This is a genomic window from Aquamicrobium lusatiense (assembly GCF_014201615.1).
In the GTDB taxonomy this organism is placed as follows: Bacteria; Pseudomonadota; Alphaproteobacteria; order Rhizobiales; family Rhizobiaceae; genus Mesorhizobium; species Mesorhizobium lusatiense.
This window is the reverse complement of record NZ_JACHEU010000001.1, coordinates 2,052,773-2,065,950: the sequence shown is the minus strand read 5'-3', so window position 1 is coordinate 2,065,950 and position 13,178 is coordinate 2,052,773. Positions and strand designations below refer to the sequence as shown.

The following is a 13,178-nucleotide window of genomic DNA, read 5'->3' as shown; positions in this document are numbered from 1 at the left end:
TCAGGCAGCGGCTATGGCGAGGGCGTGGCCACGCGCGTTTTCGCGCAGCGCATCGAGGTGGATGGATTTCACCAGCGTGGCGAGGTCGCCCTGCGCGCCCTGCCCGCCGAGTTCCTTCAGCATCAGCCAGCTCACCTCCTGAACGCCGGCGACGCGCTTGCCGTTTGCGACCTCGCGCCAGATCTTCAGCGCGCGCAGGATGATGGCATGGGTGGCATCCGCAAGGCCGGCACTTGTCAGCAATGCACGCAGGGCAACGTCGTTGCCGGCGGCCAGCAGGGAGGCCACGCGCTGCTCGCTGCGGCGCGTCAGAACCACCAGCGCCCGGCCGAAGAAATCGATCTTGCCGTGGGCAACCGTGCGGATGAGAAAGGAAGCCGTCAGGTCTCCGCGCAGGCGCAGATGCTCGGCCAGCGCCTCATGTTCATCGGCATTGGTTGCCTCTATCAGCGTCAGCGACGCCTTTGTGCAGGCATCGCGCAGCAGGCGGTCAGCGCGCGCGGCACCCATCAGCGCCTGAACCAGCGGCGATCCTTTCAGCGTTTCGCCAAGCCTGACAAGCAGCGTGTGCCGGCAATCCGCAGGCAACCGCACATCGCCAACGAGCGCCTCACGCACCGGCCCCAGATGGCCGAAACGTTCCGTCATGCGGCGAAAGCTCAGCGAGGCAATATCCGCCCCGCAGTTTTTAAGCAGCATAACGCAGGCGTCCGCTTCGCCGATCTCGGCGATAGCGGCAGCCACCTGCATCGACACGAAGGGGCGGTCTGCCACCAGCTTCTGGGTGGCGAGGGTTCCCGCAGCAACCCGGTCGATGAGATCGGCATCCGTCAAAAGCGGCGAGCGGGCAACGACGAGGGCCGCCACTTCCGGCTGGTCGGCGGCAAGGGCAGCGATCACCTGAACCGGCGCATGCCGGCTCATGGAAAGCGCCTCGGCCATGGCCTGCCGCACCTTGGAGGACGGGTCGTCGAGCAGCAGCGTCAGCGCCGCCTCGGCCGCGCAGCGGTCCTCGAAAGGCAGCGTGTTGTTGACATAGGCATGGGCAAGAGCCGCGGCCGCGGCCGCGCGTTCCGAGACCTTCGCCGTGCAGATCCACTTCAGGAAATGCGAAACAACTATCATATGCCCTGCCCCACCAGGCCAGCCCCGGCCATGCAACACAGGATAGATTCGATGGCTTAATAAAGCGTTCACCATGTTTCAGCGTGAAGGCAACGCTTGCGGGACATGCGGCAGCGCCCTATCAGAAAACACGAAGAGGAGAATGCAATGGCCGGTCTTTATCTTGAGGAATTCGAAGTCGGACACGTCTTTCGCCACACGCTGCGCAAGACCGTCACCGAAAGTGACAACATGCTGTTTTCGGTAATGACGCTGAACCCGCAGCCTCTGCATATCGATTTCGATTTCGCCTCGAAGACCGAATGGGGCAAGCCGCTGGTCAATTCCCTGTTCACGCTCGGCCTGATGATCGGCATCGCGGTGAACGACCTTACCGTTGGCACCACCATCGGCAATCTCGGCATGACGGACACGGTGTTCCCGCACCCCCTATTCCATGGCGATACGGTCCGGGTGGAAACCACCGTCGTCTCGGTACGCGAATCGAAATCCAAGCCCGATCGCGGCATCGTCGAGATGGAGCACAGGGCCTACAACCAGAACGACGTTCTGGTGGCGAAATGCCTGCGGCAGGCCATGATGCTGAAGAGGCCGGCCTGATGCGCTCGCTTCTTTTCGTTCCCGGCGATTCGGAAAAAAAGCTGGAGAAAGGCTTTTCATCCTGGGCCGATGTGGTGATCATCGACCTTGAGGACTCCGTGGCGCCGGACAACAAGGAAAACGCGCGCCGAATCGCCGCCGATTTCCTTTCCGCGCGCCAGTCAGGCGGAAAGCCTGACGTCTATGTGCGCGTCAACGATCTTGCGACCGGCCTCACCGATGGCGACCTCGCCGCAGTGGCGGGCGCCCGCCCGCAGGGCATCATGCTGCCCAAATCGACCAGCGGCGCGGATGTGCAGCAGCTTTCCGCAAAGCTGCGCGTGCATGAAGCGCAAAACGGACTGCCGGATGGCGGTATCGCCATCATCGCCATCGCCACGGAAACGGCTGCCTCCCTGTTCACAGGTGCTACCTATGCCGGTGCCAGTGCCCGCCTTGCCGGGCTGACATGGGGAGCCGAGGATCTGTCGGCAGCCATCGGCGCGCGTTCGGCACGCGATGCGGACGGGCGCTACACGGACGTGTTCAGGCTAGCCCGCACCGTCACGCTGCTCTCGGCATCAGCCGCCGAAACCACGGCCATCGACAGCGTGTATCCTGATTTCCGCGATCTGGCCGGGCTGGAAGCCGAATGCCTTGAAGCCGAGCGCGACGGGTTCACCGCCAAGATGGCGATCCATCCCGCGCAGGTTCCCGTCATCAACGCCGCCTTCACGCCCTCGGCCGAGGCGATAGAGCATTCGCAAGCCGTGGTGGCGGCGTTCGAGGCCGCCGGAAATCCGGGCGTGGTGGGTATCGGCGGCAAAATGTACGACCGCCCTCACCTGCGCCTCGCCGAGCGCCTTCTGGCACGGGCACGGGCCGCCGGTGTGACCAGCTAGAGCATGATCATCCCTGCCAGGGGCCGGTGTAATCCGCATAAAGCGTTACCGGATCGGGACGCGGACGGTCCTGCACCGGCCCGTCGAAAGACCCTATGTGGACGAAGCCGACGACACGCTCGTCGGGCGCCAATCCCAGCACCGCCCGGCCTTCGGGACTATCAGAATACCAGTTGGTGATGAGATTGGTGCCGAAGCCCAGCGCATTGGCGGCGATCATGAGGTTCATCGCCGCCATGCCGCCCGAGAGGAATTTCTCCCAGTCGGGTATCGACGGGTGATGTTTTGGCGTCGAGACCACGCCGATCACCACGGGCGCGCGTGAAAACCGCGTTTGCTCTTTCATGCGCCGCCCTTCCGGCAGCGGGCCTTCCAGCTCTTCGGCAAGAGCCACCAGCCGGCGCCCGACCTCCTCACGCGCTTCACCGCGATAGATGATGAAGCGCCACGGCGCCAGCTTGCCGTGATCCGGCACGCGGGAAGCCGCCGCGATGATCTTCGCGATCTGGGCATCGTCGGGACCGGGAGCTTTCAGGTCCTGAACCGGAACCGAGGTTCTGGTCAGCAGGAAGTCCATGATCGTCTCGTTCATCGGCATGCATCCTCCGGAGGGATTGGGTTCGGCGGCTGGGGCGTTCGATCTTGCGATCTGCCCGGGCATTGCCGGAAAATGAAGGCATCCGTCCACACGGATGCTGTCGGGCCTTGAAATTGCCACCAGCTTGCGGTTCAAGGCAAGGTATGTTTGCAGCGGTTCGCCGTCTTTCCCCGTTCCTGTTGGCCGCCGCGCTCGGCATGGCCATGACCGTGCCATCCGGGGCACAGGACGATGACGGCATCGGCGAACTCAAGCTCCCCGGCATTTCCAGCTATGCGACGCCGCACAGCGACACCCAGCTTGCCGTCTCGGACGGAAACGTCACCCTCAGCGCACATCTCACCGAAGGCGGAGAGGACATCAGCCGCGGCATGGTGTGGCGCGTTTTCAGGCCCGAGCCGGATGCCGACGGCAAACTGCCGCTGATCGCCTCGGCTCAGGGCGGCACCACCTCGTTCGAGCTCGAACCGGGCAGCTATCTCGTCCACGCCTCATATGGCCGCGCAGGCGCTACCAAGCGCATTTCCGTGGGCAGGCAGCCCCAGCGCGAGAGCTTCGTTCTCGATGCGGGCGGCCTCAAGCTTGATGCTGTAGCCGTAGGCGGCGGGCGCATTCCGCCGGCAAAACTGCGCTTTGCGATCTATGAGGGCGATGGCGACAGCCCCGGCGAACGCCCGCTGATCCTGCCCAACGTGCAGCCGAACACCGTGGTCCGGCTGAATTCCGGCACTTACCACATCGTTTCGACCTACGGTTCGGTGAACGCCATCATCCGCTCCGACATAAGGGTCGAGGCCGGCAAGCTCACCGAGGCGACCGTGGAGCACCATGCCGCTGAAGTCACGCTGAAGCTGGTGCGTGAAGCCGGCGGCGAGGCTATTGCCGATACGTCGTGGTCGGTCCTCAACGAAGCCGGCGAACAGGTCAAGGAAAGCGTCGGGGCCTTCGCGCCGATGGTTCTGGCCGATGGCGACTATACGGTGATCGCCAAGAACCGTGATCGCATCTACCAGACGGATTTCAAGGTGGAACCGGGCCGCAACCGCGAGATCGAGGTGGTGGCGTCCGAAGCCTCGGCGGTGGACCCCGAAGCCGCAGACTGACTGTTCACCACTTTCAAGGTTGCAACAGTTTTCCTCCCATGACACAAATACAGCGTTCTCAGGGCGGGGTGAAACTCCCCACCGGCGGTATGCAGGCGTAGCCTGCGAGCCCGCGAGCGCTTTCCTCCCAGCCATTTTCTCCGGCCTGTGGGGAAAGGTCAGCAGATCAGGTGCGATGCCTGAGCCGACGGTTACAGTCCGGATGGAAGAGGACATGTGGGCACCGCCGGCTATGCGGGCGAAGTGCCTTCATGTGATCGCCTTGGGTGACGTGTCTGTTGCTGAAAGGAGATCGCCATGACACAAGCCCGATCAGAAGTAGCTCACCCTTCTTTTTCCCGTTCCGCGCGCTATGCCTTCATCAAGGCCAACTGGCACAGTGACATCGTCGATCGCGCGCTGGAAGGATTTACCCAGCTCATCCCCGCCGAACAGGTCGATGTCTTCGACGTTCCCGGTGCATTCGAGATGCCGCTGCTCGCCCGTGATCTTGCGCAGACTGGCCGCTACGCGGCTGTCGCGGCGGCCGCGCTTGTGGTGGATGGCGGCATCTACCGGCACGATTTCGTCGCGCAGGCGGTTGTCGACGGACTGATGCGCGCCGGCATGGATTCCGGTGTTCCCGTGCTGTCGGTATCGCTTACCCCGCACCACTATCAGGAAACCGAGCATCACAACCGCATCTTTTCCGAGCACTTCGTCAAGAAGGGCCGTGAGGCGGCCGAGGCGGCGCTGACCATCGGGAGGACCCGAGCGCAGCTGGCTGCCGCTGCCTGAATAATCTATTCATCAAAATAAAAACGGCGGCGGATTGCTCCGCCGCCGTTTTTCGTATCCCTGAGCCCAGCCTGATTAGCCTGCGCGGGCGCGCTTGAGGTCTGGCGGGGTCGCCTCGTCGACAAGTGCGGTAATCGCCTCGTCCAGCGTCATCGACTGCTGGTCGCGGGAACCGAGGCGGCGCATGTTGACCGAACCCTCCTCGGCCTCGCGCTTGCCGCAGACGAGGATGACCGGCACTTTCGCCAGGCTGTGCTCGCGCACCTTGTAGTTGATCTTCTCGTTGCGCAGATCTGCTTCGGCAGACAGGCCGGCGGCCTTCAGCTTCGCCACCACCTGCTTCACATAGTCGTCTGCATCGGAGGTGATCGTCGCCACCACCACCTGCAGGGGCGCGAACCACAGGGGCATCTGGCCGGCATGGCTCTCGATGAGAATGCCGAGGAAGCGCTCCAGCGAACCGCAGATGGCGCGATGCACCATCACCGGCTGCTTCTTCTCCGAATCCGCACCGATGTAGAAGGCGCCGAAGCGCTCCGGCAGGTTGAAGTCCACCTGCGTGGTGCCGCACTGCCATTCGCGGCCGATGGCGTCCCTCAGCGTGTACTCGAACTTAGGCCCGTAGAAGGTGCCCTCGCCTTCGTTGATGCCAATCTTGATGCGGTTGTCCTCTCGCGCCATGCGCGCCAGCGCGCGGCGCAGGATGTCCTCGGCATGATCCCATGCCGCATCGGTGCCGACGCGCTTTTCCGGCCGCGTGGCGAGCTTCACCACCACTTCCTCGAAGCCGAAATCCTTGTACACCGACATCATCAGGTCGTTGATCTTGAGAATTTCCGCTTCAAGCTGATCCTCGGTGCAGAAGATATGCGCATCATCCTGCGTGAACGCGCGTACGCGCATCAGACCATGCAGAGCGCCGGACGCTTCATAGCGATGCACATTTCCGAACTCCGCAAGCCGGATCGGCAGGTCGCGATAGGACTTCAGGCCATGCTTGAAGATCTGCACGTGACCCGGGCAGTTCATCGGCTTGAGTGCAAACACGCGCTGATCGGCATCCGGATCATCCGGATGGGTGAAGGCGTGGGCCGACTTCACCGCGAACATGTTCTCCTGATACCAGCCCCAGTGGCCGGAGGTTTCCCACAGGCTCTTGTCGAGCACCTGCGGGGCGTTTACCTCCTGATAGTCGTCGCCGAGGCGGCGGCGCATATAGGCGATGAGGTTCTGGAACATCTTCCAGCCCTTGGCGTGCCAGAAGACGACGCCCGGCCCTTCCTCCTGGAAGTGGAACAGGTCCATCTCGCGGCCAAGGCGGCGATGGTCGCGCTTCTCGGCCTCTTCCAGCATGTGCAGATACTGGTCGAGCTGTTCCTGCGTCGCCCACGCGGTGCCGTAGATGCGCGTCAGCATCGGGTTGTTGGCGTCGCCGCGCCAGTAGGCGCCGGCCACCTTCATCAGCTTGAAGGCGTTGCCGATCTGGCCGGTGGAGGCCATGTGCGGACCGCGGCAGAGATCGAACCAGTCGCCCTGATAGTAGATTTTCAGGTCCTGATCCGCGGGGATCGCCTCGACCAGCTCGACCTTGTAAGCCTCGCCCTTGTCGCGGAACACCTGCTTCGCCTTCTCGCGCGACCAGACTTCCTTCGTGAAAGGCTTGTTGCGCTGGATGATCTCGCGCATCTTCTTTTCGATGGCCGTGAAATCGTCCGGCGTGAAAGGCTCGTTGCGGGCGAAGTCGTAGTAGAAACCGTTGTCGATCACAGGACCGATGGTCACCTGCGTGCCCGGCCACAGCTCCTGCACGGCTTCGGCCAGAACGTGCGCGGCATCGTGGCGGATCAGCTCCAGCACGCGGGGATCGTCGCGGGTGACGATCTCGACCTTGCCGGACCCGCCCAGCGGATCGGACAGATCGCGCAGGGTGCCGTCGAAAGTGTAGGCGACAGCCTTCTTGGCCAGCGACTTCGAGATGGATTCCGCAAGTGCTGCACCGGTCGTCGCGGCGTCATACTCGCGCGACGAGCCATCGGGAAATGTGAGGGAAACGGTATTCGACACGGGTGTTCTCCTATCCAGTCCCGCAAACGAGCGCGGGTGGGTTTGATGCGGCTTGAATGCCGAGCCGGTCTGATAGTGCCTGTTCCCGCGTGAGTAAAGGCGGCGAAGCATCGCGGCATCCCCGCGATTTGCCGCCGCCCGGTTCAGGGAACTTCGATGGTGATGCAGTCGTGCCGGTTGCTCTTCAGCATCGCGCAGGCGCGGGTGGCGGCTGCCTGATCCTCGAACCCCTCGAAGCGGGCGCGATAAAGCGTGCGGCCGCGGCGGGATGTGGTTTCGATCTGCGCAAGAGCTCCCGTATGGACCGTGCGCACCAGCGAGCCCACCTTGTCCAGAAGCTCCTGTGCCGCGCCCCGGCTGGGCAGCGCGGCGATCTGGATCTGCCAGCCCGTCAGGGAAGGTACCGGAAAGCCGCCGTCGCCCTGCTCGATTTCAGGCATGTGCATCTCGGGCATGTGCATGGCAATTTCCACAGCCGGCCTCGGCGTCGGCACCGGCACATTCATCGCCACCAGAGGCGCTTTGACGCCTTCACCATTGCTGAAGCGTGTCAGCAGCGTCGCCATCTGGTTGTCGCGCGCGCGGGCCGTCTTTCCGCCCAGCACGACGCCGATCAGGCGATGACCGTTGAGGTTGAGGGAGCTTGCGAGGTTGTAGCCGGCTGCATCGGTGTAGCCGGTCTTGATGCCGTCAACGCCGCCATAGCGATACATGAGGTTGTTGTGGCCCCTGCGCAGCTTGCCGCGGAACACGAAGGACGGCTGCGCAAACAGGCGATATTCCTTCGGAAAATCCCGCTGCAGGGCAAGGCCGAGCAGAGCCATGTCGCGCGCGGTCGTGGTTTGTTTCAGGCCATCCGTCAGCCCCGACGGGTTGGTGAAGGCCGTATCCTTCATGCCGATCTGCCGGGCGCGCTGCGTCATCAGGCGCCCGAACTGAGCCTCCGAGCCAGCCAGATACTCGCCGATGGCAGCCGCAGCATCATTGGCGGAGACGACGATCATACCGTCCACGGCTTCGCGCACGCTGATGGTGTCGCCGGGTTTCACCCACAGCTTGGTGGGGATCTTGATAGAAGCGTTGCGGGATACGGTGACGCGGTCCTCCCAGCGCAGACGGCCATCGCGGATCGCCTCGAAGGTGATGTAGAGCGTCATCATCTTGGCCAGCGAAGCCGGCGGCTGGATGCGGCTGCCACCGTCCTCGCCGACGAAAACGCCGCTGTCCACGTCGAAGACTGCCCAGGAGGTTTCGGCGAGTGCCGCACCAGCGCCCAACACGATGGAGCCAGCGGCAAACAGGGCCGCAAGAAAATTGCGGACACCCCGCCCAGCACGAAAAGCCTGCATCAAGTCCCCTCGAACGAATCGCGTCTGTGAAAAATATCGCGGCAAAATGTAAGGCTCGGGATCGAAAAAGCCGAAGCCGTTCCACCCTCACCATGGTAAATTTTTGCTAACAAATAATGAGGAAAGTTTTAACGGTTGCCAATCCGGCGACACGATCTGCAGACTATCCACAGCCGCGTTTTCTGCCGATCTCGCGATACCGCCACGGCAGGAACCAGCGAAAGCGCTGTCCGAGCTGTTCGGGCACGTTATCAATGCCGCGCGTTCCGCCCGGCCCGCAGCGCAGAAAGCGGAAAAGCCCCATCCAGCCGCCGGCCCACAGGCCATGGCGGGCGATCGCCTCATAGGCATATTCGGAACAGGTCGGCAGATGCCGGCAGGTGTTGCCGACGAACCCTGACAAGGTCAGCTGATAAAACCGAACCAGCGCCGTACCCAGAACGCGGCCCGGCGTTTTGCGCCACGGCCCGGCCCAGTTGCGGCCTGCCCTGCCGCCCTGCGGTGCATGATGGTGCCCGTCTGTCACGCTTTTGTCCCGGCTGATTGCTCATCCAGACAGATGCGTTTTCCAGGCGGGCTTTGCAACGTTTCAAGGGCGCGGCGTCAAGGATAAGTGAACACTGCGTTGTCGCCTCCAGCCATTTGAATGGACGGTCAGGCCTGACTATCTTCGGCGCAACACAACGCCCGGTCACACCCCGGACAGGAGGCCGCTATGCCCGACATCACTGAACCGCAGATCATAGAGCTCGGACTGGACACTTTCGGCGACGTCACCTTCGCCGATGACGGCACCCTGCTGCCGCAGGCGCAGGTGATCCGCAACCTGATCGATCAGGCCGTTCTTGCCGACCAGACCAAAGTCGACTTCATCGGCGTTGGCGAACATCACCGGGATGACTTTGCGGTCTCCGCCCCCGAAGTGGTTCTGGCCGGCATTGCGGCACGCACGGAACGCATCCGGCTTGGCTCCGCCGTCACCGTTCTGAGTTCGGACGATCCGATCCGCGTGTTCCAGCGCTTCTCGACGGTGGACGCGATTTCCAACGGCCGCGCCGAGGTCATTCTCGGGCGGGGGTCGTTCACCGAATCCTTCCCGCTGTTCGGCTTCAAGCTCTCCGATTACGAGACGCTGTTCACCGAAAAGCTCGATCTGTTTTCGGCGCTGATCAAAGGCGGTCCGGTAACGTGGCAGGGCTCAGTGCGTCCGCCACTCCATGAGCAGCGTGTCTATCCGCCCATCGAGCATGGCACGCTGAAGACCTGGATCGGGGTTGGAGGCAGCCCGGAATCGGTGATCCGCGCAGCGCGCTACCAGCTGCCGCTGATGCTCGCCATCATCGGTGGCGATCCGAAGCGCTTCAAACCCTATGCGGATCTCTACCGCGATGCGCTCTCGCAGTTGAAGGCACCGGCCCTGCCCATCGGCGTGCATTCGCCCGGCCACATCGCCGAGACCGACGAGCAGGCGCGCGAGGAACTGTGGCCGAGCTACAAGAAGATGCACGACCGCATCGGCGGCGAGCGCGGCTGGGGCCCTGTGACGATCGCTGCCTTCAATTCGGAGGCCGATATGGGCTCGCTCTATGTCGGCTCGCCGGAAACGGTGGCGAAGAAGATCGCTGCAACCGTCAAGGCGCTCGGCGCCCAGCGGTTCGACCTGAAATATTCCTCAGGTCCGATGGAACACGGAAAGATGATGCGTTCGATCGAGCTTTACGGAACGCGCGTCATTCCCATGGTTCGCGAACTGCTGGCAGACTGACCTGCGAAAATCCCTCTCCCATGACCGGGAGGGGGATTTTTTATGCCGCTTCCCCGGCCTTCGCCTTTTCGATCTGATCTATGCAGTCGACCACAGCGTCGAACACCAGCATGGTGGAGGCATGACGGGCCTTGTAGTCGCGCACCGGCTCCAGATATTTCAGATCGTCGAAACGCCCCTGCGGTGCAGCCCCTTCTTCCTTCAGCATTTTCAGCATGGTCTCACGCAGGTCGCGCAGTTCCTGCGCGTTCGCGCCGACGACATGCTGCGCCATGATCGACGAGGACGCCTGACCGAGCGCGCAGGCCTTCACGTCATGCGCATAGTCCGTCACGATGCCGTCGCGCATGGACAAATCGACGACAACCGTCGAGCCGCACAGTTTGGAATGTGCTTTCGCAGTTGCGTCAGGATTTTCCAGCCGCCCGATGCGCTCGATATTTCCGGCAAAAGCCAGAATTTTCTTGTTGTAGACGTCGTCGATCATGATTTTCCGGTTCCTCGCCATCAAATGGACGGCGATTGCCTGATCCACACTTTCAATCGTGGCCCTTGCTCCATATATAATGATGAGATTCCGGGAACGGCAAGCTGCCTTTGCGCGTCTATGCTTCCGGAACCCAGTCACGCCGCATGCGGGCTTTCAAGCGATCCCGTAACAGGCTGTGGTCCGTTCAACTCGTTCCTCCACCGAGGGGAACTACGGGAGACGCCTTTATGGACGCCGTCATCAAGCAGAAAATGCCTGCCTCCTCCTATCTCGACAAACCGGTTACCGACCGGCCGACGCAGGAAGAGGTCGAAGCCGCGGTGCGCACCCTGCTGCGCTGGACGGGAGACAATCCCGATCGCGAAGGCCTGATCGATACGCCCAAGCGCGTGGCCAAGGCCTATCGCGAGATGTTCAACGGCTACGACATGTGCCCGGCCGAAGAGCTTGGCCGCACCTTCGAGGAAGTGGCCGGCTATGACGATCTCGTCGTCATCCGCGACATCCAGTTCCATTCGCATTGCGAGCACCACATGGTGCCTATCATCGGCAAGGCGCATGTCGGCTATCTGCCGGACGGCAAGGTCGTCGGCCTCTCCAAGATCGCGCGCGTGGTGGACATCTTCGCCCATCGCCTGCAGACGCAGGAATCGATGACGGCGCAGATCGCCAACGTCATTCAGGATGTGCTCAATCCGCGCGGCGTGGCCGTGCTGATCGAGGCGGAACACATGTGCATGGCCATGCGCGGCATCCGCAAGCAGGGCTCCACCACCCTCACCTCCACCTTCACCGGCACGTTCAGCGACAATGTCGAGGAACAAATCCGGTTCATGACCATGGCGCGGGGCGGGCTGGTGCGCTAGACGCGCCTTCCCCACTTTCGCAGCCAACGCACTTACGGGAGCAGCCGGCATGGCGCTGACCTTCACCCCCGCCCCTGCGGACAAGACTGCGCTCGAACAGGAGGACGGGGCCTTCACCCCGCGCTTCGATGCCAGCGGGCTTGTCACCGCGGTGGTCACCGATGCCGCTGACGGCATGCTTTTGATGGTGGCGCATATGAACGCCGAGGCGCTGGCGCTGACGCTGGAAACCGGCGTAGCCCATTACTGGTCACGCTCGCGCAACGCCTTGTGGAAGAAGGGCGAGACGTCGGGAAACCTGCAACAGGTCGTGGAACTGCGCACCGACTGCGATCAGGATGCGGTGTGGCTGCGCGTTAAGGTCGCAGGCCACGATGCAACCTGCCATACGGGCAGGCGTTCCTGCTTCTACCGGAAAGTGGACGTTCGCGACGGCGATGCCATCGTTTCCGGAGATGGAACCGCACCCCTGTTCGACGCAGATGCCATCTATCGAAAGTCTCACTGACCCACCCGCCGGCTTGCTTCTATACTGATTCACCTTTTCGATACGGGACGGGCATAGACTGAACGGAACACAAGGGAGATCGTGATGCTCGAATGGGCGTCATTACGTGGCAAACCACAGGTCAGCGAAGCCAACGGGCTCTCGTCGGCCAGCGGCTCCGCAGATCCCTTTCCACCTCCTGCAAAAGGCATTGCGCTGGCACTCGGCGGCGGCTGCGCGCGCGGCTGGGCGCATATCGGCGTGCTGCGCGCGCTGGACGAAGCCGGCATCGAGATCTCCATGATCGCCGGCACCTCCATCGGCGCGCTGGTGGGCGGCTGCTACCTTGCAGGCAAGCTGGATGAACTCGAAGAGTTCGCCCGCAGCCTCACCAAGCGCCGCATTTTCGGCCTGCTCGACATCACCTTTCGCGGCAGCGGCCTGTTCGGCGGGCTGAAGCTCGATGCGCGCCTGCGCGAGCATCTCAACGGAACGCGTTTCGAGGATCTTCCCAAACCCTTCGTCGGCGTCGCGGCGGAAATTCACAGCGGGCACGAAATCTGGCTCTGGAAAGGCTCGCTGATCACCGCGATGCGCTCCTCCTATGCCCTGCCCGGCATATTCGCGCCGGTGCAGTGCAACGGACGGCTGCTGGTGGATGGCGCGCTGGTCAATCCGGTGCCGGTGTCGGTGTGCCGCGCCTACGAGCAGCCGGCGGTGGTTGCCGTCAATCTCAGTTCCGACAATTTCGGCCGCGCGGCCGTGATCCGCCATGACGCCGGAAACGGAGCGACCGACGCTTCCGCCCATGCGGCCGAGCAGACTTCGGCGCATGACGCGCGGCTTGGCATTACCGGCGTGATGTTCGAGGCCTTCAACATCATTCAGGATCGCATTTCGCGGTCACGGCTTGCAGGCGACCCGCCCGATCTGTCGCTGCAACCGAGGCTCAGTCATATCGGGCTGGCCGATTTCCATCGCGCCAGCGAGGCCATAGATCTCGGCTACGAAGCCGCCATGGCAAATGTGGAGCAGCTCAGGCGGCTGCAAAGCGCGCTGGTCTGATCGTGCCG

Annotated in this window: 14 protein-coding genes and 1 riboswitch; of the genes, 8 read left to right on the top strand and 6 right to left on the bottom strand. The window is 62.8% G+C overall.

Features of this window, described 5'->3' with window-relative positions; translation table 11 throughout:
- Window positions 1–1,125 (bottom strand): DUF2336 domain-containing protein, encoded by a 1,125-nt coding sequence (locus HNR59_RS09905; protein WP_183829315.1) that lies wholly within the window; start codon window positions 1,123–1,125, stop codon window positions 1–3.
- Window positions 1,126–1,272: 147 nt separating this feature from the next.
- Between HNR59_RS09905 and HNR59_RS09900 the strand changes: the two genes are divergently transcribed.
- Both HNR59_RS09900 and HNR59_RS09895 read left to right on the top strand, forming a co-directional pair.
- Window positions 1,273–1,725, top strand: a complete 453-nt coding sequence (locus tag HNR59_RS09900; RefSeq protein ID WP_183829312.1) for a MaoC family dehydratase — start codon at window positions 1,273–1,275, stop codon at window positions 1,723–1,725.
- Entirely contained in the window at window positions 1,725–2,606 is an 882-nt protein-coding gene (locus HNR59_RS09895; RefSeq protein ID WP_183829310.1) for an HpcH/HpaI aldolase/citrate lyase family protein, read from the top strand. Before HNR59_RS09900 ends, HNR59_RS09895 begins: the two co-directional genes overlap by 1 nt.
- A 7-nt stretch (window positions 2,607–2,613) precedes the next feature.
- On the opposite strand, the gene HNR59_RS09890 is transcribed toward HNR59_RS09895, so the two are convergent.
- On the bottom strand, window positions 2,614–3,198 hold the full coding sequence (locus HNR59_RS09890; RefSeq protein ID WP_183829307.1) for a nitroreductase family protein: 585 nt from the start codon (window positions 3,196–3,198) through the stop codon (window positions 2,614–2,616).
- Between the two features lie 149 nt (window positions 3,199–3,347).
- On the opposite strand from HNR59_RS09890, the gene HNR59_RS09885 reads away from it, so the two are divergent.
- A complete protein-coding gene (locus HNR59_RS09885; RefSeq protein WP_425488642.1) occupies window positions 3,348–4,307 on the top strand; it encodes a hypothetical protein in 960 nt (319 codons plus the stop codon).
- A gap of 50 nt (window positions 4,308–4,357) precedes the next feature.
- Window positions 4,358–4,525: riboswitch (FMN riboswitch) on the top strand.
- Window positions 4,526–4,604: 79 nt separating this feature from the next.
- Entirely contained in the window at window positions 4,605–5,084 is a 480-nt protein-coding gene (locus HNR59_RS09880; RefSeq protein WP_183829304.1) for a 6,7-dimethyl-8-ribityllumazine synthase, read from the top strand.
- Window positions 5,085–5,159: 75 nt separating this feature from the next.
- On the opposite strand, the gene thrS is transcribed toward HNR59_RS09880, so the two are convergent.
- The 3 genes from thrS to yidD all read right to left on the bottom strand — a co-directional run bounded on the left by thrS (window position 5,160) and on the right by yidD (window position 9,023).
- A complete protein-coding gene (gene thrS, locus HNR59_RS09875; protein ID WP_183829301.1) occupies window positions 5,160–7,148 on the bottom strand; it encodes a threonine--tRNA ligase in 1,989 nt (662 codons plus the stop codon).
- Between the two features lie 143 nt (window positions 7,149–7,291).
- Entirely contained in the window at window positions 7,292–8,497 is a 1,206-nt protein-coding gene (locus HNR59_RS09870) for a D-alanyl-D-alanine carboxypeptidase (protein WP_183829298.1), read from the bottom strand.
- A 163-nt stretch (window positions 8,498–8,660) separates the two neighbouring features.
- Complete coding sequence (yidD, locus tag HNR59_RS09865) at window positions 8,661–9,023, bottom strand: membrane protein insertion efficiency factor YidD (RefSeq protein WP_183829295.1); 363 nt, start codon at window positions 9,021–9,023, stop codon at window positions 8,661–8,663.
- Between the two features lie 189 nt (window positions 9,024–9,212).
- On the opposite strand from yidD, the gene HNR59_RS09860 reads away from it, so the two are divergent.
- A complete protein-coding gene (locus tag HNR59_RS09860) occupies window positions 9,213–10,262 on the top strand; it encodes an LLM class flavin-dependent oxidoreductase (RefSeq protein ID WP_183829292.1) in 1,050 nt (349 codons plus the stop codon).
- Between the two features lie 40 nt (window positions 10,263–10,302).
- On the opposite strand, the gene HNR59_RS09855 is transcribed toward HNR59_RS09860, so the two are convergent.
- Window positions 10,303–10,749, bottom strand: coding sequence for an iron-sulfur cluster assembly scaffold protein (locus tag HNR59_RS09855; RefSeq protein ID WP_183829289.1), 447 nt, complete (start codon window positions 10,747–10,749; stop codon window positions 10,303–10,305).
- 230 nt (window positions 10,750–10,979) lie between these two features.
- Between HNR59_RS09855 and folE the strand changes: the two genes are divergently transcribed.
- The 3 genes from folE to HNR59_RS09840 all read left to right on the top strand — a co-directional run bounded on the left by folE (window position 10,980) and on the right by HNR59_RS09840 (window position 13,170).
- Window positions 10,980–11,618, top strand: coding sequence for a GTP cyclohydrolase I FolE (gene folE / locus HNR59_RS09850; protein WP_183829286.1), 639 nt, complete (start codon window positions 10,980–10,982; stop codon window positions 11,616–11,618).
- 49 nt (window positions 11,619–11,667) lie between these two features.
- A complete protein-coding gene (gene hisI / locus HNR59_RS09845) occupies window positions 11,668–12,126 on the top strand; it encodes a phosphoribosyl-AMP cyclohydrolase (RefSeq protein ID WP_183829283.1) in 459 nt (152 codons plus the stop codon).
- Window positions 12,127–12,210: 84 nt separating this feature from the next.
- Window positions 12,211–13,170 carry a patatin family protein gene (locus tag HNR59_RS09840; RefSeq protein WP_183829281.1) on the top strand — a complete coding sequence of 320 codons (960 nt, stop codon included), beginning with the start codon at window positions 12,211–12,213 and terminating at the stop codon, window positions 13,168–13,170.
- Window positions 13,171–13,178 lie beyond the last annotated feature (8 nt).